Below are 23,894 nucleotides of genomic sequence, written 5' to 3'. Positions count from 1 at the left end.
GACCTCAGAAGTGAATGACGGTGCGGATGCTCTTGCCTTCATGCATCAGGTCAAACGCCTTGTTGATATCTTCCAAGCCCATAGTGTGGGTGATGAACGTATCCAGCGGGATTTCACCGGTCTGGGCCATTTCCACATAGCTTGGCAACTCGCTGCGACCGCGCACGCCGCCGAACGCCGAACCGCGCCAGACGCGGCCGGTGACCAGTTGGAACGGACGGGTCGCGATTTCCTGGCCGGCACCGGCCACACCGATGATCACCGACTCGCCCCACCCCTTGTGGCAGCACTCAAGGGCCGCACGCATCAGCTGGACATTGCCGATGCACTCGAAGGAAAAGTCGACGCCGCCATCGGTCAAATCGACGATCACGTCCTGGATCGGGCGGTCGTAGTCTTTCGGGTTGATGCAGTCGGTGGCACCCAGCTGCCTGGCGATTTCAAACTTGGCCGGGTTGATGTCGATGGCAATGATGCGGCCGGCCTTGGCTTTCACCGCGCCGATCACCGCCGACAGGCCGATGCCGCCAAGGCCGAAGATGGCCACGGTGTCGCCTGGCTTGACCTTGGCGGTGTTGATCACTGCACCGATACCGGTGGTGACGCCACAGCCCAGCAGGCAGACTTTTTCCAGCGGCGCTTCTTTGGGGATCTTCGCTACGGAGATTTCCGGCAGCACGGTGTATTCGGAGAAGGTCGAAGTGCCCATGTAGTGGAAAATCGGCTGGCCCTTGTAGGAAAAGCGCGAAGTACCGTCGGGCATCAGGCCTTTGCCCTGGGTGGCGCGAATCGCCTGGCAGAGGTTGGTCTTGCCCGACAGGCAGAATTTGCATTTGCCGCATTCCGGGGTGTACAGCGGGATCACGTGGTCGCCCACCGCCACCGAGGTCACGCCTTCGCCGATGGCTTCAACCACGGCGCCGCCTTCGTGGCCGAGGATCGACGGGAAAATGCCTTCCGGGTCCGCGCCCGACAGGGTGTAGGCATCGGTATGGCACACACCGGACGCCACCACCCGCAACAGCACCTCGCCCGCCTTGGGCATGGCCACATCCACTTCAACGATCTCGAGGGGTTTCTTGGCTTCGAAGGCTACGGCCGCGCGGGACTTGATCATCCGGTTTCTCCATCGGGTTAAAAACGTAAGGCCGGCAGTGTAAAACATGCTCATCTGATTAATAATCCAGACAAAAGCAAAACATTATTGCCGTACAGGGACAATCAGCATGCTGGAAAACCGCTGGGAGGGCATCGACGAGTTCGTCGCCGTGGCCGAATGCAGCCAATTCACCGCGGCCGCCGAGCGCCTGGGCGTGTCGTCGTCCCATATCAGCCGCCAGGTCGCGCGACTGGAAGAGCGCCTGCAAACACGCTTGCTGTATCGCAGCACGCGCAAGGTGACACTGACCGAAGCCGGCCAGACCTTCCTGCAACATTGCCAGCGATTGCAGGACGGTCGCGAAGAAGCCTTGCGCGCCGTGGGCGACCTGGCCAGCGAGCCCAAGGGAATGTTGCGCATGACCTGCGCAGTGGCTTACGGCGAGCGTTTTATCGTGCCGCTGGTGACGCGGTTCATGGCGCTTTATCCGCAATTGCGCGTGGACGTGGAATTGACCAACCGCCAGCTGGACCTGGTGCACGAAGGCCTGGACCTGGCGATTCGCCTCGGGCGCCTGGCGGATTCGCGCATGGTTGCCAGCCGCCTCGCGCCGCGGCGTATGTACCTGTGCGCGTCACCGTCCTACCTGGCCAGGTACGGGCGGCCACATAGCTTGTCGGAGTTAAGCCGGCATAACTGCCTGATCGGCAGCTCGGATATTTGGCAACTGGCCCAGGACGGGCGCGAATTTTCCCAGCGGGTACAGGGAAACTGGCGCTGCAACAGCGGGCAAGCGGTGCTGGATGCGGCCCTGCAAGGTGTCGGTCTTTGCCAGTTGCCGGACTATTACGTGCTGGAGCATTTGCACAGCGGCGCACTGGTGTCGTTACTCGAAGCCCATCAACCGCCCAACACCGCGGTTTGGGCGCTGTACCCGCAACAACGCCACCTTTCGCCCAAGGTGCGAAAACTGGTGGACTTTCTCAAGGAGGGCCTGGGCAACCATCCCGTCTACCTGAGATAGACTGCTACCGCCCATGCAGCGCCTGAGTGCCGGTAAATAGCCTTTTTTACTGCGTAACCAGGCACCCCCATGATAACCAACGGCCCGCAACTCCAGCGCATCAGTCATTTCGTTCGCAAGGTCCTGGCGGATTTTCCCGTACCTTCGCGAATCGCCGCCCAGTTGATCCGCGAGCGGGTACAGCCCCTCAGCCAGGTCGAGTTCGACCCGGACACCACCCTCCTCGCCACCCTCGAATACAACACCGACAACCCCAACGCGGCCTTCACCGCCGTGGTGATCCAGTCGATGTCGCTGACCGAGGCCATGGTCTGCAATGCGCCCCAGCCCCCGGGCGGCATGCTCAATACCACCGGGTTTTCCACCACTGCACCTTATTTCAATATTGTCAGCGAGCTGCCGCGCTTGATGGATAACCGGATTCCGGCAATGTTCAACGAAGAGTTCATCGTCTCGGGCTGGATCCCGCCAAGGCGTTATGAGGCGCTGTATCTGCAAAGCCAGCCCCAGGTTTACGACCCGAGCACGCAGCTGCAGATTTCACCAAAAACCTTCAGGCTCATCGTTAACTCAAGCCATTTCGAACAAACCTACGACGAGGCGATCGGCAAGTTCTGGAACAACCACCGGGAAAACTACAACACCCTGATGCGCATCGCGTTCACCAAAGCCTATCTGGAACAGTTCCATGAGTTCACCCTGACCGTGGCAGAGAGACAGCTGGCGGCACGGGCGGCGGGAATCGGCATCGACAAGAACCACGACAACCTCACCCTGGAGGATTTCCAGGAGCCCTATCGCCTCGACCCAAACCTGTCCCTGCGGCTATTGCGCGTTCACAACAGCGAATCCACCGACATCCTGACCATCACCGATAACCAAAGCCAGGTGACCCTGCTCTATATCCCGGGCAACTCCTCGCCCTTCCATGGGTTCAATAACCCGGCAGACATGCGCAGTTGGCTGGTGGAAACGGCAAGGGACGCCACTCAACGCAAGGCGCTGACCCAACACTTCGACGAGGACGCCATCGACTCCGGCCTGATCTACAGCGGCGTGGAGGAGGCACTGGTGGGGATGGCGGTGTTTCCGAAGCCGGCAACCTCCCCGGGTTTGTTCAACAGCCTGCGGGCCGATAACTACTGGGATCCCGAGCAGTACATCAATAACCCGATGTATCCGGCACTGGGCAGTAACCCGTTTGAGTTCATCGCCCGGCAGATCAGGGTACGCCTTGCAAAAGTAGCGGCGCGAAGCTTTATTTCGCCCCTGGATACGCTCAAGGCCGACACCCTGGATGCCCTGGAAAAAGCCTGCATCCTGGCGGTTCCCGTGGCACTGGCCATGGGCAACGCACTACTGGCGGAATTTTGCTTCCTGACCTCCGGCGCGACTGAAATGGTGGTGGGTGCCGACGACCTGCTGCGCGGCAAACCCCACGCGAAGGAGCGCATTGTATTCGGCGCCCTTAACGCGCTGCCGGTGGTCGCCCATGGCGTGTCCAAGGGGCTCAAGGGCCTCGAAAGCCTGCGCCCCACCCTGGGCCCGGCAGTACGCCAGGATGCGGGCCGGATCAGCGTCAGCGCCATCAACGAAACCTCCATGGCGGCCAACACCGAGACGCGCACCCTGAGCCCACGGATGACTCCCGGCGGCCTGCAGACCATCCGGATTCACGGCGACCTGTACCTGACCTACAAGACCCCCAATGAATCAGGCTTCTTCGAACTGTTCGTAATGGCTCCCAACGCGCCAAACACGCTGCAATCCACCGGCCTGTATGCCATCCAGAGCGCCGACCTGAAGTGGCGCACGGCCGGGCTGGCCGGCGGAGGCGCATTTCGCAATGCCTGGCAAAGGGTCTACACGCTGTTCGGCGGCCCGCAACACTCGACGTTCTACAGTGCCTACGAGATGCCACCCCCCGCACGCGAGACCGTTTCGGAGATGCTCACCGACACCAGTTCGTTTTCGGAAAACCTTGAACCCGTGGGCAGCGGTGCCCAGCCGGTGAAAGACACCCGCAAGTTGTTTTTCGAGAAAAGAACCAAGCTGTCTGAAGATGCCACGATATTCTTTGCCAACTTGTCGTTTTCACCGATGCGGCCGGTGCTTCCAAGGCTCAGCCTGAATGAATCGCAGCCGACCATCATTCAAAAACTGCTGCACGCCAGCGACGGCCTGGTGATCGGCGAAAGCCATGGAGCCCTGTCGAGCAAGGCGTTCCTGATCAACAACATGCCGCTGTTGGCCAGCGAGGGGGTCAAACGCCTCTATTTCGAGCATCTGCTGACAGATGTACACATGCCCTTGCTCAAGGCGTTCTACCGTACCCGAAGCGCGGTGATGCCCGAGGAACTCAAGGGCTTCCTCAACAACATCTACCCGCCGTTGCGCGACCGGCACTACTCGTTCGTCAACATCGTCACCGCAGCCCGTGACGCCGGGATCAAAATCCAGCCGATCGACTGCACTGTCAGCTACATGCTGCGCGACGTGCCCGACACCGCCGACAACTTGCGCCAGCGCATGATGAACTTCTACGCCACCGAGGTGATTCAATGGATCCAGACCACCAAGCCGCGCCCGGGAAAATGGGTCGCACTGGTGGGTGACAGCCATACCAATACCTACAAAGGGATTCCGGGGATCGCCGAACTCACCGGCAGCATCGGCCTGCGGATCGAGGATGCAGCGGCTGGCGGGCACCTCGGCGTCGAAGTGGACACGGGACGCACCGCCAGCCTGGGCATCGGCAAGGGTGAGGGAACGGTCAAGGCCAACCTGGTCCTGCGGGTGGACCGCGCCAGCTTGCAACGCCCGGCGCAACCGGCGCCCGCCCCCTCCCAGCCCCAGGCCAGGACGCCACAGACGCTGCTGACCAAGCCAGGCCAGTTCATGCTGACACCGGCAACCGTCACGACACCGGCACACCTTCACTACCGTTCACGGCGAGGCGACGTACGCCATTTCAGGATCGATCAACAGGGCAGCCGATACGCCATCAGCGCGCCCAGTTGGGCCGTGGACGGCAAACCGTTCGACAGCATTCAGGCGCTGGTGGATGAGTTCAAGACCCCGGCCGGGGTTGAACAGATGACGGTGTGAGCGTCAGGAAGACTGGAAAGTCCGACGCTGGCGCAGCCATTCAAGGTCTTCCGGGCGGGTGACCTTGAGGTTGTCGGAACGGCCTTCGATCAGGCGAGGCGCATGCCCGGCCCATTCCATGGCCGAGGCTTCGTCGGTGATGACCACGTCCGAGACCAGGCTGTCGGCCAAGGCCCGGTGCAGCGCGCCAAGGTGGAACATCTGCGGGGTGTAGGCCTGCCAGATCGGCGTGCGATCAACCGTTTCCAACACGCGCCCGTGCTTGTCGGCGCGCTTGAGGGTGTCCCGCGCCGGCACGGCCAGCAGCCCACCCACGCTGTCGTCGGCCAGTTCAAAGAGCAACTTGTCCAGGTCATCGCGGCTGAGGTTCGGCCGGGCGGCGTCATGCACCAGCACCCAATCGTCATCGCTCGCGCCCTGGCCGTGCAGGTAAAGCAAGGCATTGAGGACCGAACCCGAGCGCTCTTCGCCGCCGTCAACGCGCACAATGCGTGGGTCGGTGGCGCAAGCCAGGGTCGGCCAGTAAGGGTCATCCATCGCAACGCTGACCACCAGCCCCTTGAGGCCCGGATGATCGAGGAAACAGCCAAGGCTGTGTTCGAGAATAGTGCGCCCACCCAATTGCAAGTACTGCTTGGGACGGTCCGCGGCCATACGGGCACCCACGCCCGCGGCAGGAATCACGGCCCAGAAGGCCGGTGACGAAATGCTCATTGGGCCAACTGGTAGAGGGTTTCGCCCTCCTTGACCATGCCCAACTCATGGCGAGCCCGCTCTTCAACGGTCTCCATGCCTTTTTTCAATTCAAGTACTTCGGCATCGAGCACGCGATTGCGCTCCAGCAACACCTCGTTTTCGGCGTGCTGTGCGGCAATTTGCTGGGTCAGTTCGGTGACCTGCGCCAAGCTGCCATTCCCCACCCAAAGGCGGTACTGCAGGCCAGCCAGCAGCAAGAGCAAGACGAGGAACAACCAATTGGGACTGCGCATCGAATATCGGGTATCCAGTGAAAAAAGACAGCCATGCAAAACTTTTGCAGCAACTGATAGCACGAAGCCTGGAAAAACCAGGCTTGTGCTTGTTAGTCATGAGATTAGCGCCGAAATTCACGCTGCCGTAATTTTTCCGACGTAATCCGCTGACCTTTTACCATTTAACAATCAGCCGCGAAACTCGCTGCGACCGTTGTACTTGGCTTTGCCGCCCAGTTGCTCTTCGATACGCAGCAATTGGTTGTACTTGGAAACGCGATCGGAACGGCACAGGGAACCGGTCTTGATCTGCCCAGCCGAAGTGCCCACGGCCAGGTCGGCAATGGTCGAGTCTTCGGTTTCGCCGGAGCGGTGGGAGATCACGGCGGTGTAGCCCGCAGCCTTGGCCATCTGGATGGCTTCCAGGGTTTCGGTCAGGGTGCCGATCTGGTTGAACTTGATCAGGATCGAGTTGGCGATCTTTTTGTCGATGCCTTCCTTCAGGATCTTGGTGTTGGTCACGAACAGGTCGTCGCCCACCAGCTGGATCTTCTCGCCGATCTTGTCGGTCAACACTTTCCAGCCAGCCCAGTCGGACTCGTCCAGGCCGTCTTCGATCGAGATGATCGGGTAGCGCTCGGTCAGGCCCTTGAGGTAGTCAGCAAAACCTTCCGAGGTGAACACGTGGCCTTCGCCGGACAGGTTGTACTTGCCGTCTTCGTAGAATTCGCTGGCCGCGCAGTCCAGGGCCAGGGTCACGTCGGTGCCCAGCTTGTAGCCAGCGTTGGCCACGGCTTCGGAGATCACTTTCAGTGCGTCTTCGTTGGACGCCAGGTTCGGCGCGAAACCACCTTCGTCACCCACTGCAGTGCTCAGGCCACGGGCCTTCAGCACAGCCTTGAGGTGATGGAAAATCTCGGTGCCCATGCGCAGGCCTTCGGAGAAGGTCTTGGCGCCAACCGGCTGCACCATGAATTCCTGGATGTCGACGTTGTTATCAGCGTGCTCGCCACCGTTGATGATGTTCATCATCGGAACCGGCATCGAGTAGACACCCGGAGTGCCGTTCAGGTTGGCGATGTGGGCGTACAGCGGCAGGTCCTGGTCCTGTGCAGCGGCCTTGGCAGCGGCCAGGGACACGGCGAGGATGGCGTTGGCGCCCAGGCTGCCTTTGTTTTCGGTACCGTCGAGCTTGATCATCGCGTGATCGAGGGCTTTCTGGTCAAGTGGATCCTTGCCCAGCAGCAGGTCGCGGATCGGGCCATTGATGTTGGCCACCGCCTTGAGTACACCCTTGCCCAGGTAACGGCTCTTGTCGCCATCACGCAGTTCCAGTGCTTCGCGGGAACCTGTGGAAGCACCGGACGGCGCGCAGGCGCTGCCGATGATGCCGTTATCGAGAAGCACGTCGGCTTCGACGGTAGGGTTGCCACGGGAGTCGAGAACTTCACGACCTTTGATGTCGACGATTTTTGCCATTGTTGTAAACACTCCAAAGTTGACGAAAACGACGCAGCTGAAGGAAATCTTTTGACCGACCGCAAGGGTGGAACAACGGGCAGGCTTGCAGGCGACAAGGCTCAGGCCTGCGGGCCTGAGCGTAAAGCGAGGGAAAGTCTACCGGAGAAATGGCGCTTACGCGGTCTCTACCGTCGGAAAACTCTTGACCAGGTCGTCCAACTGCTTCAACTGGGCCAGGAATGGCTCCAGCTTGTCCAGGCGCAGGGCGCATGGGCCGTCGCACTTGGCGTTGTCCGGGTCCGGATGGGCTTCCAGGAACAAACCTGCCAGGGACTGGCTGATGCCGGCCTTGGCCAGGTCCAGTACCTGGGCACGGCGCCCGCCAGCGGAATCGGCGCGACCACCGGGCATTTGCAGCGCGTGGGTCACGTCGAAGAACACTGGGTATTCGAACTGTTTCATGATGCCGAAACCGAGCATGTCCACCACGAGGTTGTTGTAGCCGAAACTCGAACCACGCTCGCAGAGGATCAACTGGTCGTTACCCGCTTCCACGCACTTGTTCAGGATATGTTTCATTTCCTGAGGCGCGAGGAACTGGGCTTTCTTGATATTGATCACAGCGCCGGTCTTGGCCATCGCGACCACGAGGTCGGTCTGGCGCGACAGGAAGGCCGGCAACTGGATGATGTCGCACACCTCGGCGACCACGGCAGCCTGCTCAGGCTCGTGGACGTCGGTGATGATCGGCACGCCGAAGGCTTGCTTGATGTCCTGGAAGATCCGCATGCCTTCTTCAAGGCCCGGGCCGCGATAGGAGGTCACGGACGAACGGTTGGCCTTGTCGAAGCTGGCCTTGAATACGTAGGGGATACCGAGTTTCTCGGTCACCTTCACGTACTCTTCACAGACCTGCATCGCCATGTCGCGGCTTTCCAGCACGTTCATGCCGCCGAACAGCACCATGGGCTTGTCGTTGGCAATCTCGATGTCGCCTACGCGAATGATCTTCTGGGCCATCAGGTTTACGCCTTCTTCTGATGTTGCGTCAGTGCTGCTTTAACGAAGCCGCTGAACAACGGGTGACCGTCGCGCGGGGTCGAGGTGAACTCCGGGTGGAACTGGCAAGCCACGAACCATGGATGATCCGGTGCTTCAACCACTTCAACCAGCGCGCCATCACCGGAACGACCGGAGATTTTCAGGCCGGCTTCCATGATTTTCGGCAGCAGGTTGTTGTTCACTTCGTAGCGGTGACGGTGACGCTCGACAATCACGTCCTTGCCGTAGCAATCGTGAACCAGGGACCCCGGCTCCAGCAGGCAATCCTGCGCGCCGAGGCGCATGGTGCCGCCCAGGTCGGAGGCTTCGGTACGGGTTTCGACGGCGCCGGTGGCATCTTCCCACTCGGTGATCAGGCCCACGACCGGATGGCCGCTGGTGCGATCGAACTCGGTGGAGTTGGCGTCTTTCCAGCCCATCACATTACGAGCGAACTCGATGACCGCCACTTGCATGCCCAGGCAGATACCCAGGTACGGCACCTTGTTCTCACGAGCGTACTGGACGGCAGTGATCTTGCCTTCCACGCCACGCAGACCGAAGCCGCCCGGAACCAGGATGGCGTCAACGCCTTCCAGCAACGCGGTGCCCTGGTTCTCGATGTCTTCGGAGTCGATGTAGCGCAGGTTGACCTTGGTACGGTTGCTGATGCCCGCGTGGCTCATCGCTTCGATCAGCGACTTGTAGGCGTCCAGCAGTTCCATGTACTTGCCGACCATGGCGATGGTGACTTCATGCTCAGGGTTGAGCTTGGCGTCGACCACGGCTTCCCACTCGGACAGATCGGCGCCGCCACACTGCAGGCCGAAGCGCTCGACGACAAAATCATCCAGGCCCTGGGAATGCAGGATGCCCGGGATCTTGTAGATGGTGTCGGCGTCTTCCAGGGCGATTACCGCACGTTCTTCAACGTTGGTGAACTGGGCGATCTTGCGCCGGGACGCGATGTCGATCGCGTGGTCGGAGCGGCACACCAGCACGTCCGGCTGCAGGCCGATGGAACGCAGTTCCTTGACCGAGTGCTGGGTAGGCTTGGTTTTGGTTTCGCCGGCGGTGGCGATGTACGGCACCAGCGTCAGGTGCATCAGCATCGCGCGCTTGGCGCCGACTTCGAAACGCAACTGGCGGATGGCTTCGAGGAACGGCTGGGATTCGATGTCACCCACGGTGCCACCGATCTCGACCATCGCCACGTCGGCATCGCCTGCACCCTTGATGATGCGGCGCTTGATTTCGTCGGTGATGTGCGGGATCACCTGGATGGTTGCACCCAGGTAGTCACCACGGCGCTCCTTGCGCAGCACGTGCTCGTAGACACGGCCGGTGGTGAAGTTGTTGTTCTGGGTCATGGTCGTGCGGATGAACCGCTCGTAGTGGCCCAGGTCCAGGTCGGTCTCGGCGCCGTCGTGGGTGACGAACACTTCACCGTGCTGGAACGGGCTCATGGTGCCCGGGTCAACGTTGATGTACGGGTCCAGCTTGAGCATGGTGACCTTAAGTCCCCGCGCCTCCAGGATGGCCGCCAATGAAGCGGAGGCAATGCCTTTCCCCAATGAAGAAACAACACCGCCCGTGACGAATATGTAGCGCGTCATGAAAAACCCTAGAAGTCTGCGTTAAAGCGGTCCGAGCCGCCGGGGAAAGCGAAGGAAGGCCGAAGCCCCCGATCACCTGCATTAATCACAGTGCACCTTTCAAAAAAACCGCCGCGTTGTGACAGACCAGCAATGAAACACCGGTACGTTGATCGCTACACATTTTTTGGAATCGCCCAGCAAAGACTGCTTGGTAATCGGCAACTGCTGCGATTCAGGCGAATCCACAGAAGTTGTATCAAGAAGGGAGCGTAGTCTACCGGAAAGGCTCTATCAGCTCAAACCTTGATCGCAGGTTGGTGGCATCCAATGTAATTGCCAGCCGGTACCGCCACCCGCCGCAAGCCCCGGCAGGTTGGCCACAGCCAGCAATTGCTGGCCCTGATACAGCAGCGGCAATCTGCCACGGATGAAGCCTGGTACCGCACTTTCGTTAAGCAAGCGCTTCAGGTCGCGCCGGCCCCGGCCTGGCAATTCCATGATTTCACCGCCCTGGCGATAACGGATGCTCAGGGGGCCTTCGGGTGCACTGCCGCTGAAGCGCACTTGGCCGTTACCGGGTAACTGTAGTGGGTTTTGCGGGTGCGGCCAGCTCACCGATGCGTCAGAAAATTCCGACCAACTGGCAGGTAACCACCAGATAAGCCCACCACAACGGTGCAATTGACCGTCGGCCAGGCGCCACAGTGGCTGTGCATCGTGTTTGGCGTCGCGCAAGGTCGCCCAGCCGGTCCAGTGGTCGCTGTCGGGCAAGCGTGTCAGCGGTGTCAGCCAGTGCCTAAGTGCGTTGCGCTGGCGGGCCTCGGAGAGCGCGGCAAGCGGTTCAAGGGTCAGCGAAGGCAATGCCAGCCAGGGAAACACCGGGTGCTGGCTGGCGGCCAGCAGGTCCATCTGCGCCAGTTCGTCGAGCAAGCCGTGGGCTTCGCTCAGATGTTCGGCGCTGCGGGCCATGGTGCTGACGGCTTGGGGCCAACGTTCAGTCAGGTGTGGGAAAACATGGTGGCGCAGGTAATTGCGGGAGAAACGCGGATCAGCGTTCGACGGGTCTTCGATCCAGGTCAATTGATGTTCACGGGCGTAGGCTTCAAGCTCGGCGCGAGACACATCCAGCAAGGGTCGCACCAGATAGCCATCTGCCAAAGGGCGTTGCGCGGGCATTGCCGCCAGGCCACGCACGCCAGCCCCACGCAACAGCCGAAACAGTAAGGTTTCTGCCTGATCGTCACGGTGCTGGCCCGTGACCAGCAACTCCCCTGCCCCGGTGAGCTCGGCAAACGCCTGATACCGCGCGTCACGGGCCGCGCGCTCCAGGCTTGCACCTTGTTGCACTTGCACGCGGATCACCCGCAGAGGCACGCACAAGGCGTCGCACACGGACTGGCAATGGGCCGGCCACGCATCCGCCGCAGCTTGCAGCCCATGATGAACATGGATAGCGCTGAGTGGCGGGAGCTTGTCGATTTTGGCCAGCGTGGCCAGGAGGTGCAGCAGGACGGTGGAGTCGAGGCCGCCGGAGAAGGCGATATGCCAGGCCGGGGCGTTGCGCCAGGGGGCGAGGATTTGCAGGAGCTTGGCGGTTAAGGTGGGCTTCATAGCAAAGTACGCCATCAAACTGGAATGCGGTAACCAGCATACACAAGGCAAATGTGGGAGCGGGCTTGCTCGCGAATGCAGTGTGTCAGTCGCCAACTATCTTGACTGAATCACCGCCTTCGCGAGCAAGCCCGCTCCCACACAAGCCAGCTCCCACATTTAGTAACGCGTCGGCTTAGAGACCGTAGCTCATCAGGCGCTCGTAACGACGGGCCAGCAGTGCCTCGTTGTCGAACTTCTTGAGCATCGCCAGTTGCGAGCTGAGTTCGGCACGAATGGTCGCGGCAGCGGCAGCCGGGTCACGGTGGGCGCCGCCCAATGGCTCGGCGATCACTTTATCCACGATACCCAGGCCTTTCAGGCGATCGGCAGTTATGCCCATGGCTTCCGCGGCATCCGGTGCCTTCTCGGCGGTTTTCCACAGGATCGAGGCGCAACCTTCCGGCGAGATCACCGCGTAGGTGGAATATTGCAGCATGTTCAGCTGGTCGCAGACGCCAATCGCCAATGCGCCGCCGGAACCGCCTTCACCGATCACGGTAGCGATGATTGGCGTCTTCAGGCGCGCCATTACCCGCAGGTTCCAGGCAATAGCTTCGCTCTGGTTGCGCTCTTCAGCGTCGATACCCGGGTAGGCGCCCGGGGTGTCGATGAAGGTCAGGATCGGCATCTTGAAGCGCTCGGCCATTTCCATCAGGCGACAGGCCTTGCGGTAGCCTTCAGGGCGCGGCATGCCGAAGTTGCGGCGGACTTTCTCGCGCACTTCACGGCCTTTCTGGTGACCGATGACCATCACTGGCTGGTCGTCCAGGCGAGCGATACCGCCCACGATGGCGGCGTCGTCGGAGAAGTGACGGTCGCCGTGCAGCTCATCGAACTCGGTAAAAATATGGTCGATGTAGTCCAGAGTGTACGGACGGCGCGGGTGGCGGGCCAGGCGCGCGATCTGCCAGCTGGTCAGCTTGCCGAAGATGTCTTCGGTAAGCGTGCTGCTCTTGTCTTGCAGGCGAGCGATTTCATCGCCGATATTCAGCGAATTGTCATTGCCGACCAGGCGCAGCTCTTCGATCTTGGCTTGCAGGTCAGCGATCGGCTGTTCGAAATCAAGAAAATTCGGGTTCATAAGCGTCCGTCTTGGGTCGACGGCCAAGGAGTGCCTGGCCAGCCGGTTGTCTATTCGCGCCCTACCTTAAGGGAGAGGCGCGGTTAGGTCGAGATTAAATGTTCGGTCGAGATCAGGCGATCTTCGTACTGCCTGAGCGTCAACGGTATTGGAGGAAGACGTTGTCACGCCCGAACTGGTCACGCAATGCTTGAATCAAGCCATCGGCGGGGTCAATTCGCCACGTCTCGCCAAACTGCAACATCGCCTTGGCGTCGTTGCCGGTGTACTCCATGGTCACCGGGCAGGCGCCACGGTGGCGTTTAAGCAAGTCACCCAACCAGCGTAGCTGATCACCTTTGAGCGCATCGGTCTTGACCTTCAGGCGCAGGCTTTCGGCCAGGTTGGTGCGAGCATCTTCCATGCTCATCACGCGCTTGATCCGCAGGCGCAGGCCGCCGGAGAAGTCGTCGTTACTGACCTCCCCTTCCACCACCACCATCGCGTCGGTCTGCAACAGCGACTGGGCGGAATGGAAGGCATCGGCAAACAGCGAGGCTTCGATCCGGCCCGAGCGGTCGTCGAGGGTGATGAAACCCATCTTGTCGCCCTTTTTATTCTTCATCACCCGCAGCGCGATGATCATGCCTGCGACGGTCTGGGTATCCCGCGCCGGCTTCAGGTCGATGATGCGCTGGCGGGCGAAACGCCGGATTTCACCTTCATATTCGTCAATCGGGTGACCCGTGAGGTACAGGCCCAGGGTGTCTTTCTCACCCTTGAGGCGTTCCTTGAGGGTCAGCTCCTTGGCCTTGCGATGGTTGGCGTAGACGTCGGCATCTTCTTCGACGAACAGCCCGCCAAACAGGTCGGCGTGGCCGCTGTCGTGGGTGCGTGCGGTCTGCTCGGCGGCCTTGATCGCTTCTTCCATGGCGGTCAGCAATACCGCGCGGTTGCGGTCGATATTGGCCTGGTACGCCTTCGACTCATCATGGAAGTACGGGCCCAGGCGATCCAGGGCGCCGCTGCGGATCAAGCCATCCAGAGTACGTTTGTTGATGCGCTTGAGGTCGACCCGGGCGCAGAAATCGAACAGGTCCTTGAACGGCCCGTCCTGACGCGCTTCGGTAATCGCCTCCACCGGGCCTTCGCCCACGCCCTTGATCGCGCCGAGGCCATAGATGATGCGGCCTTCGTCGTTCACCGTGAACTTGAACTCGGAAGTGTTCACGTCCGGCGCGTCGAGGCGCAGCTTCATGGTGCGCACTTCCTCGATCAAGGTCACGACCTTGTCGGTGTTGTGCATATCCGCAGACAGTACCGCCGCCATGAACGGCGCCGGGTAGTGAGCCTTCAGCCACGCAGTCTGGTAAGACACCAGGCCATAGGCGGCAGAGTGGGATTTGTTGAAGCCGTAACCGGCGAACTTTTCCACCAGGTCGAAGATGTTACCGGCCAGGTCGGCATCGATGTTGTTGGTGGCGCAACCTTCAATGAAGCCACCGCGCTGCTTGGCCATTTCCTCGGGCTTTTTCTTACCCATGGCTCGACGCAGCATGTCCGCGCCGCCGAGGGTATAGCCGGCCATGACCTGGGCAATCTGCATCACCTGTTCTTGATACAGGATGATGCCGTAGGTCGGTGCCAGTACCGGCTTGAGACCTTCGTACTGGTAGTCGGAGTGCGGGTAAGCCAGCTCGGCACGCCCGTGCTTACGGTTGATGAAGTCATCCACCATGCCCGATTGCAGCGGGCCCGGACGGAACAGGGCCACCAGTGCGATCAAGTCTTCCAGGCAGTCGGGCTTGAGCTTTTTGATCAGCTCTTTCATGCCGCGGGATTCAAGCTGGAACACGGCCGTGGTTTCGGCTTTTTGCAGCAGGCTGTAGGTCGGCTTGTCATCCAGCGGGATAAACGCGATATCCAGCGGTGGCTCATTGACCTTGGCGCGGTCGCGGTTGATGGTCTTCAGCGCCCAGTCGATGATCGTCAGGGTACGCAGGCCGAGGAAGTCGAACTTCACCAGGCCGGCCGCCTCCACGTCGTCCTTGTCGAACTGGGTTACCAGGCCGTCGCCTTCTTCGTCGCAATAGATCGGCGAAAAGTCGGTCAGCTTGGTAGGCGCGATTACTACACCACCGGCGTGTTTACCGACGTTACGCACCACGCCTTCGAGCTTGCGCGCCATGTCCCAGATTTCAGCCGCTTCTTCATCGACCTTGATGAAGTCCCGCAGGATTTCTTCCTGCTCGTAGGCTTTTTCCAGGGTCATGCCGACTTCAAACGGAATCATCTTCGACAGGCGGTCAGCCAGGCCGTAGGACTTGCCCTGTACCCGGGCCACGTCGCGAATTACCGCTTTCGCCGCCATGGAACCGAAGGTGATGATCTGGCTTACTGCGTTGCGCCCGTATTTCTCGGCCACGTACTCAATAACCCGGTCGCGACCATCCATGCAGAAGTCGACGTCGAAGTCGGGCATCGATACCCGTTCCGGGTTAAGGAAACGTTCGAACAGCAGGTCGTATTCCAGCGGGTCGAGGTCGGTGATCTTCTGCACATAGGCCACCAGCGACCCAGCACCCGATCCACGGCCAGGCCCCACCGGCACGCCGTTGCTTTTGGCCCACTGGATAAAGTCCATTACGATCAGGAAGTAACCGGGGAACCCCATCTGGATAATGATATCCAGCTCGAAATTCAGGCGGTCGACGTAGACCTGGCGCTTGGCTTCATAATCTTCAGTGGTGTCCTTGGGCAGCAGGACGCTCAGGCGTTCCTCCAAACCGTCGAACGAGACCTTGCGGAAATACTCGTCGATGGTCATGCCATCGGGAATCGGGAAGTTGGGCAGGAAGTGCTTGCCCAGCTTCACTTCAATATTGCAGCGCTTGGCAATTTCGACGGAGTTTTCCAGGGCCTCGGGCAGGTCACTGAACAGCTCGGCCATTTCATCGGCGCTTTTGAGGTACTGCTCTTCGCTGTAGTTTTTCGAGCGGCGCGGATCGTCCAGCGCCCGGCCTTCGCCGATGCATACGCGGGTTTCGTGGGCCTCGAAGTCTTCCTTCTTGATAAAGCGCACATCGTTGGTCGCCACCAGCGGCGCGCCAAGCTTTTCAGCCAGGGCCACAGCGGCATGCAACTGCTCTTCATCGTTGGGGCGGTTGGTGCGCTGGATTTCCAGGTAGAAACGGTCGGGGAACACCTCCATCCACTCACGGGCGAGCACTTCAGCCTCATGAGGATTGCCGCCCAACAGCGCGATACCGATTTCACCCTCTTTGGCCGCCGAAAGCATGATCAGCCCTTCGCTGGCTTCGGCCACCCACTCGCGCTCGATGATGATCGAGCCATTGCGCTGGCCATCGATAAAGCCACGGGAAATCAGTTCGGTGAGGTTGCGATAACCCACGCCGTTCATCGCCAACAGGCTGATGCGGCTCAGTGGGTTATCCGGGTCCTTGTTCGACAGCCACAGGTCGGCACCGCAGATCGGCTTGATGCCGGCGCCCATGGCGGCCTTGTAGAACTTGACCAGGGAACACATGTTGTTCTGGTCGGTCACCGCCACGGCAGGCATGTTCATGCCCACCAGCGTTTTGACCAGGGGTTTGATCCGTACCAGGCCGTCGACCAGGGAGTATTCAGTGTGCAGGCGCAGGTGAACGAATGAAGCCGGCATAGTGATCCTGTACAAAACGTGGAGACAACAAGGCCCGGATTGTACCGGGCCTTGGCAAAAACATCAGCCTTGCTGCTAAACCTCGATCAGGCTTTCCCGAGCCTCGAAAGCCTGGCGAACCGGGGCAAACGAGCGGCGGTGGATCGGGGTCGGGCCCAGGCGAGCCAAAGCTTCCAGATGAACGGGCGTTGGATAGCCTTTGTGCCCGCCGATGCCGTAGCCGGGATAGATCAATTCGAAAGCCGCCATTTCACGGTCACGGCTGACCTTGGCCAGGATCGATGCAGCGGCAATCGCCGGCACTTTGCTATCACCCTTGACCACCGCTTCTGCGGGCATCGTCAGCTTCGGGCAGCGGTTGCCGTCGATCATCGCCATTTTTGGCGTGATATGCAGGCCTTCAATGGCGCGCTGCATGGCCAGCATGGTGGCGTGCAGGATGTTCAGTTTGTCGATCTCTTCGACTTCAGCGCGGGCGATGTGCCAACTCAGGGCTTTCTCGCAGATCTCGTCGTAGAGTTTTTCGCGACGGGCTTCGGTGAGTTTCTTCGAATCGTTGAGGCCAAGGATCGGACGGTTTGGATCGAGAATCACCGCGGCGGTGACGACTGCGCCGCACAGCGGGCCGCGTCCGACTTCGTCAACACCGGCAACCAGGTCAAGGGCATCGGCGACCAGGCTGAAATCCAGGCCCATTTGCGTCTTCATAGGGCTTCCTGCTTATGACCGATCAACGTCAGCACGGCATCCGCCGCCTGGTTCGACGCATCACGGCGCAAGGTGCGGTGAATTTCGTCGAAACCACGGGTCTGCTCTTCGCCACCGTCGATCAACGGGAAAAGGGTTTGCGCCAGGGCTTCAGGCGTCGCATCGTCCTGCAACAACTCGGGCACCAACAGACGCTGGGCCAGCAAATTCGGCAGGGAGATGTAGGGGCTTTTGACCATACGCTTGAGAATCCAGTAGGTCAGCGGCGCCAGGCGATAGGCCACAACCATCGGGCGCTTGTAGAGCAAGGCCTCCAGGGTCGCAGTGCCGGAGGCGATCAGCACCGCATCGCACGCCGCCAGTGCCAGGTGCGAGCCGCCGTCGAGCAGGGTCAACGGCAAGTTGCGCCCTACCAGCAATTCTTCAATTTGTGCACGGCGCTGAGGACTGGCGCATGGCAATACGAAGCGCACACCCGGCTTCAGCGCCTGCAGGCGTTCGGCTGCATCAAAAAACAGCGCGCCGAGACGACCGACTTCGCCGCCACGGCTCCCCGGCATCAAGGCCACCAGCGGACCTTCGGGCAAACCCAGTTCGGCACGCGCGGCAGCACGGTCGGCCTGCAGAGGAATGGTATCGGCCAGGGTGTGCCCGACAAACCGCACCGGCACGCCCTTCTCTTCGTAGAACCTGGCCTCGAAGGGCAGCAGGGTCAGCATCAGGTCGCAGCCTTCGCGAATCTTGAGCACGCGCTTTTGCCGCCACGCCCATACGGACGGGCTGACGTAATGCACGGTCTTGATCCCGGCCTGACGCAATTTGAGTTCGATATTGAGGGTGAAGTCCGGCGCGTCGATTCCGATAAAGACGTCGGGCTTTTCTTCGATCAGGGTCTGGATCAGCTTTTTGCGACGGGCCAGCAGCTCGCGCAAACGGCCCAGCACCTCCACCAGCCCCATGACCGACAAGCGTTCCATAGGGAAGTAGGACGTCAGGCCTTCAGCCTGCATCAACGGACCGCCGACACCGATGAATTCAACCGCCGGATGCTGGAGCTTGAGGGCCCGCATCAGGCCTGCACCGAGAATATCGCCGGAAGCTTCTCCGGCCACCAACGCTATACGCAGCCTGGCCATGATCAGCGGGTGATGCCGCGAGTCGACGACTGGATAGAGTCACGGAATATCGCGACTTCCGGAAACAATGCGGCTGGCTCCGTCAGTTCGATCAAGGCCTGGTCGACCGTCAGCCCCTGGCGGTAAACCACCTTGTAGGCGCGGCGCAGGGCGTGGATCGCGTCTTCGCTGAAGCCCCGACGGCGCATGCCTTCGAAGTTCATGCTTCGGGCCTCGGCCGGGTTGCCGAATACGGTGACGAACGCCGGAACGTCCTTGCCGATGGCGGTACCCATGCCGGAAAAGCTGTGGGCGCCGATATGGCAGTACTGATGCACCAGGGTAAAGCCGGACAGGATCGCCCAATCGTCAACGTGCACATGGCCGGCCAACGCAGTGTTGTTGACCAGGATGCAATGGTTGCCGATTACGCTGTCATGACCGATATGCGCATAAGCCATCACCAGGTTGTGGTCACCCAGGGTAGTCTCGGCACGGTCCTGGACGGTACCGCGGTGAATGGTCACGCCTTCACGGATGATGTTGTGATCACCGATTACCAGACGTGTTTCTTCACCCTTGTACTTCATGTCCGGGGTGTCTTCGCCTATCGATGAGAACTGATAGATACGATTGTGTTTGCCAATCCTCGTCGGGCCTTTGAGGATCACATGCGGCCCGATGACTGTCCCCTCGCCGATTTCCACACCTGCGCCGACGATCGACCAAGGGCCGACCTCAACGTCGGCGGCCAGTACGGCCGTCGGATCGATGATTGCGCGAGGGTCAATCAAACTCATAGTTTGCGTTCCGCACAGATGATTTCAGCCGAGCACACCGGCTTGCCGTCGACCGAGGCCTGGCATTCGAACTTCCAGATCTGGCGCTTGCAGCTGATGAACTTGGCTTCAAGGATCAACTGGTCACCCGGAGTTACCGGGTTGCGGAAGCGCAGTTTGTCAGAGCCCACGAAATAGTAGAGCGTGCCATCGGCAGGCTTCAGGTCGAGCATTTTGAAACCAAGGATACCGGCAGCCTGGGCCATCGCTTCGATGATCAATACGCCTGGCATGATGGGATGCGCAGGGAAGTGACCGTTGAAGAACGGTTCGTTGATGCTGACATTCTTGTAGGCACGAATGCGCTTTTCCTCAACATTGAGGTCCGTGACCCGGTCCACCAGCAGGAACGGGTAACGGTGAGGCAGGTATTCGCGAATCTCGTTGATGTCCATCATTTCGGGGGGAAGCCTGTAATAAAGATTGGGAGCGTGCGGACTAAGGCACGCCCCTCTAGCAAATCAAGGAGGCAGTCTAGCGGCTGTGCACACTTGATATGGAAATGGTATCAGCCATCTGATGAAGCATTACCGTCAGGGGTCACGTCCCCAACACGCTTTTCCAGATGTTTCAGGCGCCGAGCGATATCGTCGAGCTGCCTCAGACGCGCCGCGCTCTTGCGCCATTCGGCCGCAGGCTGCATGGCCGTACCGGATGAGTAGGACCCAGGCTCGGTAATCGAATGGGTCACCATGGTCATGCCGGTGATGAATACGTTGTCGCACACTTCGATATGGCCCACCAGGCCAACACCCCCGGCGAGCATGCAATGCTTGCCGATCCTGGTGCTGCCGGAGATCCCCACGCAGGCGGCCATGGCGGTGTGATCGCCAATCTGCACGTTGTGGGCGATCTGAATCTGGTTATCCAGTTTCACGCCGTTACCAATGACGGTATCGGCCAGGGCCCCGCGGTCAACGGCAGTGTTGACGCCAATTTCAACGTCATCGCCAATCAACACGCCGCCCACTTGGGCAATCTTGTGCCAGACACCCTTCGAGTTGGCGAAGCCGAAGCCCTCGCCGCCAATCACGGCACCGGACTGAATCACCACACGCTCACCGATACGCACGTCGTGGTACAGGGTCACACGCGGAGCCAGCCAGCCACCGGCACCAATCTCGCTGCGCGCGCCGATAAAACACTGGGCACCCAGCGTTACACCCGCCCCGATGCGTGCACCGCTTTCAATCACCACAAAAGCACCGATGCTCGCGGCAGGGTCAACCTGAGCGTCATCGGCGATCACCGCCGTCGGATGGATACCGGCGGGGGCCTTGGGTTTCGGATCGAACAGGTGCGACACCCGGGCATACGCCAGGTACGGATCGGCAACAACCAGCGCGTCCCCGGCAAAACCTTCGGCGTCAGCGGCCTTCAGCAGCACGGCTGCGGCGCGGCTTTCGCCCAGGTATTTACGGTATTGGGGGTTTGCCAGGAAGCTCAACTGAGCTGGGCCAGCCTCCTGCAAGGTGGCTAGCCCAGTGATTTCCTTCTCCGCGGAGCCACGCAAGGTGGCTCCCAGGAACTCGGCCAATTGGCCGAGCTTGATAGTCGCAGTCATGGCTTACTTCAGCTGATTCATGCGCTCGATCACCTGACGGGTGATGTCGTACTGAGGTTTAACGTCGATGACTGCACCGCGTTCGAATACCAGGTCAAAGGCACCTTTCTTGATGACTTCTTCCACGGCGCTGTCGAGTTTCGGCTTCAGCTGCTTGAGCATTTCGCGGTCGGCAACAGCCTTGGCTTCGTTCAGCTCCTTGGACTGGAACTGGTAGTCACGGGCCTTTTGCTTGAATTCAAGCTCCAGACGCTCGCGCTCGCCTTGCTGCATCTTGTCGCCACCGGCTACCAGACGATCCTGGATGCCCTTGGCGCTGCTTTCCAGCGTCTTGAGCTTGGTCAGTTGAGGACCGAATTTCTTCTCGGCATCTACGGCATATTTCTTGGCCGCATCGGATTCCAGCAGCGCCATCTGATAGTTCAGAACGGCAATTTTCATTTCGGCAAAGGCCGGGGTCGCTACCAGGACAGTCGCCAGGAGAACCAATTGAGTCAACTTACGCACGATGCACTCCTACAGAATCCGTTGTCGTTATCTTGGGTCAGACGCTTAGAACGTCTGGCCGAGGGAGAATTGGAAAATCTGGGTTTCAGCGTTATCCGGTTTCTTGACCGGCATGGCCAGAGCAAAGCTCAATGGGCCAAGCGCGGTAACCCAGGTCACACCGACACCGACAGAGCTTGCCAGGTTGCTGAAGCTCACGTCGTTGCACTGCGTGTTGGACTTCGAGCCATTCGGGTTGGTGACCTGTTCGCACTTGGAGTCGAACACGTTACCCACATCCCAGAAGACCGAAGTACGCAGGGAACGTTGATCTTTAACGAATGGCAGCGGGAACAGAATCTCAGCACCACCCTGGATCAGCACGTTACCACCGAATGGCAGCGGGTCGTTGTCCGAGTCAGCCACAGTCCCCTGGTTACCGGTCACACCCACGCCACGGCTTGGGGTACCACGAGGACCCAAGGTGCTGTCTTTGAAACCACGTACCGAGTTGAAACCACCCGCATAGTAGTTCTCATAGAACGGCAAGCCGCTGGTCGAACCATAACCATCGCCATAACCCAATTCGGTGTGCAGGCGCATGGTGTAGTTTTCGCTCAATGGCTGGAACAACTGGCCACGGTAGTCGAGTTTGAAGAACGACAGGTCGCTGCCCGGCGTGGTGGCTTCCAGAGTCAGGCTCTGGGAATGGCCACGGGTCGCCAGTACACCTTTGTTCAGGGTCGATTCCGACCAACCGGCCGAAGCCTTGAAGTTCAGGAACTGGTCGCCTTCTTTACGCACGAAGTTGAAGATCTCATCCACGGTGTACACACCGGTCTTGATCTTGTCCTGCTGCGCGGTCAGGCCGAAGGTCAAACGCGAGGTCTCACTGATCGGGTAACCAATGTTGGCACCAACACCGAAGCTGTCGATTGCATAGCTTGCAACGTCAACGTCGAGGTCTTTGTAGTCGGTTGTGCGATAGAAGGCGTTGTAGCCCAGGCTCACGCCGTCAGCAGTCCAGTAGGGGTCGACATAACCGAAGTTATAGCGGCTCTGGTATTCGCTTCGGGTCAGGCCGATGGAAACCTTGTTACCGGTACCGAGGAAGTTGTTCTGGGTGATCGAACCGCCGAGGATCAGGCCGGCACTCTGGGCGAAACCGACACTGGCGGTAATCGAACCGGAGGCTTGCTCTTCTACGGCGTAGTTCACGTCAACCTGGTCATCCACACCCGGTACAGCCGGGGTTTCAACGTTGACTTCCTTAAAGAAGCCCAGGCGCTCGAGGCGAACCTTGGACTGGTCGATCAGGTAAGTCGACGCCCAGCCACCTTCCATCTGACGCATTTCGCGGCGCAGCACTTCGTCGGCAGACTTGGTGTTGCCACGGAAGTTGATGCGGTTAACGTAGGCACGCTTGCCCGGGTCTACAACGAAGGTGATGTCCACGGTGTGGTCTTCGTCGTGCGGGGTCGGTACGCCGTTGACGTTGGCGAAGGTATAGCCTTCGTTACCCAGGCGACGGGTGATCAGCTCGGAGGTGGTGGTCATCAGCTTGCGCGAGAACACCTGGTCCTTCTGCACCAGCAACAGGGACTTGACCTGGTCTTCAGGCACTTTCAAGTCGCCGCTGAGCTTGACGTCACGAACCTTGTACTTCTCGCCTTCGTTGACGTTGACAGTGATATAGACGTGCTTCTTGTCCGGGGTGATGGACACCTGGGTCGAAGCGATATCCATGTTGATATAGCCGCGGTCCAGGTAGTAGGAACGCAGGCGCTCCAGGTCACCGGAGAGTTTTTCACGGGCATACTTGTCATCGTTCTTGAAGAACGACAGCCAGTTGGTGGTCTTGAGTTCGAATAGGTCGATCAGGTCGTCATCAGCAAACTTGGTGTTACCCACCACGTTGATGTGCTGGATGGCCGCCACGGTGCCTTCGTTGATGTTGACCTTCAGGCCGACGCGGTTACGCGGTTGCGGCACCACTTCGGTCTCGACGGTAGCCGAGTAACGACCCTGGGCAACGTACTGGCGTTGCAGTTCGTTACGCACGCCTTCGAGGGTGGCACGCTGGAAGATCTCGCCTTCGGCAAGGCCGGATTGCTTGAGGCCTTTCATCAAGTCTTCAGTGGAGATCGCCTTGTTGCCTTCGATCTCGATACTGGCGACAGAAGGTCGCTCGACGACAGTAATGACGAGGACGTTACCTTCGCGACCCAGTTGGATATCTTGAAAGAACCCGGTTTTGAACAGCGCACGAGTGGATTCCACCAGGCGACGGTCATCAGCCTGTTCCCCGACGTTCAACGGCAAGGCACCAAAGACGCTACCCGCGGAAACCCGCTGGAGGCCGTTGACGCGAATATCGGAGATGGTGAAGGACTCGGCGTGAACTTCGGCGATCATCAATACGGTGAGAACCGCAGTTAGCAGCAGACGTTTCATGAAGTCCTTTCTTATTCCAACTGGCAATAAA

Annotated in this window: 18 protein-coding genes; 2 read left to right on the top strand and 16 right to left on the bottom strand. The window is 59.9% G+C overall.

All coding sequences use genetic code 11. From position 1 onward, the window contains the following. Window positions 1-4: 4 nt before the first annotated feature. Window positions 5-1,117, bottom strand: coding sequence for an S-(hydroxymethyl)glutathione dehydrogenase/class III alcohol dehydrogenase (locus tag HX815_RS30205; RefSeq protein ID WP_003219285.1), 1,113 nt, complete (start codon window positions 1,115-1,117; stop codon window positions 5-7). 109 nt (window positions 1,118-1,226) lie between these two features. Here HX815_RS30205 and HX815_RS30200 point away from each other — a divergent pair, with 109 nt between their 5' ends. After that, window positions 1,227-2,123, top strand: a complete 897-nt coding sequence (locus HX815_RS30200; protein ID WP_003219287.1) for a LysR substrate-binding domain-containing protein — start codon at window positions 1,227-1,229, stop codon at window positions 2,121-2,123. Between the two features lie 69 nt (window positions 2,124-2,192). Next, entirely contained in the window at window positions 2,193-5,231 is a 3,039-nt protein-coding gene (locus HX815_RS30195; RefSeq protein WP_177029424.1) for a dermonecrotic toxin domain-containing protein, read from the top strand. Window positions 5,232-5,234: 3 nt separating this feature from the next. On the opposite strand, the gene ispD is transcribed toward HX815_RS30195, so the two are convergent. The 15 genes from ispD to bamA form a co-directional block, all read right to left on the bottom strand. Further along, a complete protein-coding gene (gene ispD, locus HX815_RS30190; protein ID WP_003219291.1) occupies window positions 5,235-5,945 on the bottom strand; it encodes a 2-C-methyl-D-erythritol 4-phosphate cytidylyltransferase in 711 nt (236 codons plus the stop codon). Then, the gene (ftsB, locus tag HX815_RS30185; RefSeq protein WP_003219292.1) at window positions 5,942-6,220 is read right to left on the bottom strand and encodes a cell division protein FtsB; all 279 of its coding nucleotides are present in this window, start codon (window positions 6,218-6,220) and stop codon (window positions 5,942-5,944) included. Before ftsB ends, ispD begins: the two co-directional genes overlap by 4 nt. Before the next feature lie 171 nt (window positions 6,221-6,391). Beyond that, window positions 6,392-7,681 carry a phosphopyruvate hydratase gene (gene eno, locus HX815_RS30180; RefSeq protein ID WP_003219294.1) on the bottom strand — a complete coding sequence of 430 codons (1,290 nt, stop codon included), beginning with the start codon at window positions 7,679-7,681 and terminating at the stop codon, window positions 6,392-6,394. 156 nt (window positions 7,682-7,837) lie between these two features. Beyond that, on the bottom strand, window positions 7,838-8,683 hold the full coding sequence (gene kdsA / locus HX815_RS30175) for a 3-deoxy-8-phosphooctulonate synthase (RefSeq protein WP_003219295.1): 846 nt from the start codon (window positions 8,681-8,683) through the stop codon (window positions 7,838-7,840). Window positions 8,684-8,688: 5 nt separating this feature from the next. Next, window positions 8,689-10,320, bottom strand: coding sequence for a CTP synthase (locus HX815_RS30170; RefSeq protein ID WP_003219298.1), 1,632 nt, complete (start codon window positions 10,318-10,320; stop codon window positions 8,689-8,691). Between the two features lie 273 nt (window positions 10,321-10,593). Next, on the bottom strand, window positions 10,594-11,913 hold the full coding sequence (gene tilS, locus HX815_RS30165) for a tRNA lysidine(34) synthetase TilS (protein ID WP_177029423.1): 1,320 nt from the start codon (window positions 11,911-11,913) through the stop codon (window positions 10,594-10,596). Window positions 11,914-12,088: 175 nt separating this feature from the next. Then, window positions 12,089-13,036 (bottom strand): acetyl-CoA carboxylase carboxyltransferase subunit alpha, encoded by a 948-nt coding sequence (locus tag HX815_RS30160; RefSeq protein WP_003219302.1) that lies wholly within the window; start codon window positions 13,034-13,036, stop codon window positions 12,089-12,091. Between the two features lie 139 nt (window positions 13,037-13,175). Beyond that, window positions 13,176-16,697: a DNA polymerase III subunit alpha gene (dnaE, locus tag HX815_RS30155; protein ID WP_177029422.1), complete on the bottom strand. Its 3,522-nt coding sequence runs from the start codon at window positions 16,695-16,697 to the stop codon at window positions 13,176-13,178. Between the two features lie 75 nt (window positions 16,698-16,772). Further along, window positions 16,773-17,405, bottom strand: coding sequence for a ribonuclease HII (gene rnhB, locus HX815_RS30150; protein WP_003219305.1), 633 nt, complete (start codon window positions 17,403-17,405; stop codon window positions 16,773-16,775). Further along, window positions 17,402-18,541: a lipid-A-disaccharide synthase gene (lpxB, locus tag HX815_RS30145; RefSeq protein WP_087694922.1), complete on the bottom strand. Its 1,140-nt coding sequence runs from the start codon at window positions 18,539-18,541 to the stop codon at window positions 17,402-17,404. The genes rnhB and lpxB overlap by 4 nt, the downstream gene beginning before the upstream one ends. A gap of 2 nt (window positions 18,542-18,543) precedes the next feature. Beyond that, window positions 18,544-19,320 carry an acyl-ACP--UDP-N-acetylglucosamine O-acyltransferase gene (gene lpxA, locus HX815_RS30140; RefSeq protein WP_003219308.1) on the bottom strand — a complete coding sequence of 259 codons (777 nt, stop codon included), beginning with the start codon at window positions 19,318-19,320 and terminating at the stop codon, window positions 18,544-18,546. Further along, window positions 19,317-19,757, bottom strand: coding sequence for a 3-hydroxyacyl-ACP dehydratase FabZ (fabZ, locus tag HX815_RS30135; RefSeq protein WP_003219309.1), 441 nt, complete (start codon window positions 19,755-19,757; stop codon window positions 19,317-19,319). The genes lpxA and fabZ overlap by 4 nt, the downstream gene beginning before the upstream one ends. 110 nt (window positions 19,758-19,867) lie before the next feature. Continuing rightward, entirely contained in the window at window positions 19,868-20,923 is a 1,056-nt protein-coding gene (gene lpxD, locus HX815_RS30130) for a UDP-3-O-(3-hydroxymyristoyl)glucosamine N-acyltransferase (RefSeq protein ID WP_008432224.1), read from the bottom strand. 3 nt (window positions 20,924-20,926) lie between these two features. Further along, window positions 20,927-21,430 (bottom strand): OmpH family outer membrane protein, encoded by a 504-nt coding sequence (locus tag HX815_RS30125; protein ID WP_003219314.1) that lies wholly within the window; start codon window positions 21,428-21,430, stop codon window positions 20,927-20,929. Window positions 21,431-21,475: 45 nt separating this feature from the next. Next, the gene (gene bamA / locus HX815_RS30120) at window positions 21,476-23,863 is read right to left on the bottom strand and encodes an outer membrane protein assembly factor BamA (RefSeq protein ID WP_008432225.1); all 2,388 of its coding nucleotides are present in this window, start codon (window positions 23,861-23,863) and stop codon (window positions 21,476-21,478) included. Window positions 23,864-23,894: the final 31 nt, after the last annotated feature.

This window comes from Pseudomonas sp. E6002, assembly GCF_013385565.1.
Taxonomy (GTDB): Bacteria; Pseudomonadota; Gammaproteobacteria; order Pseudomonadales; family Pseudomonadaceae; genus Aquipseudomonas.
This window is presented reverse-complemented; position numbering and strand designations above follow the sequence as displayed.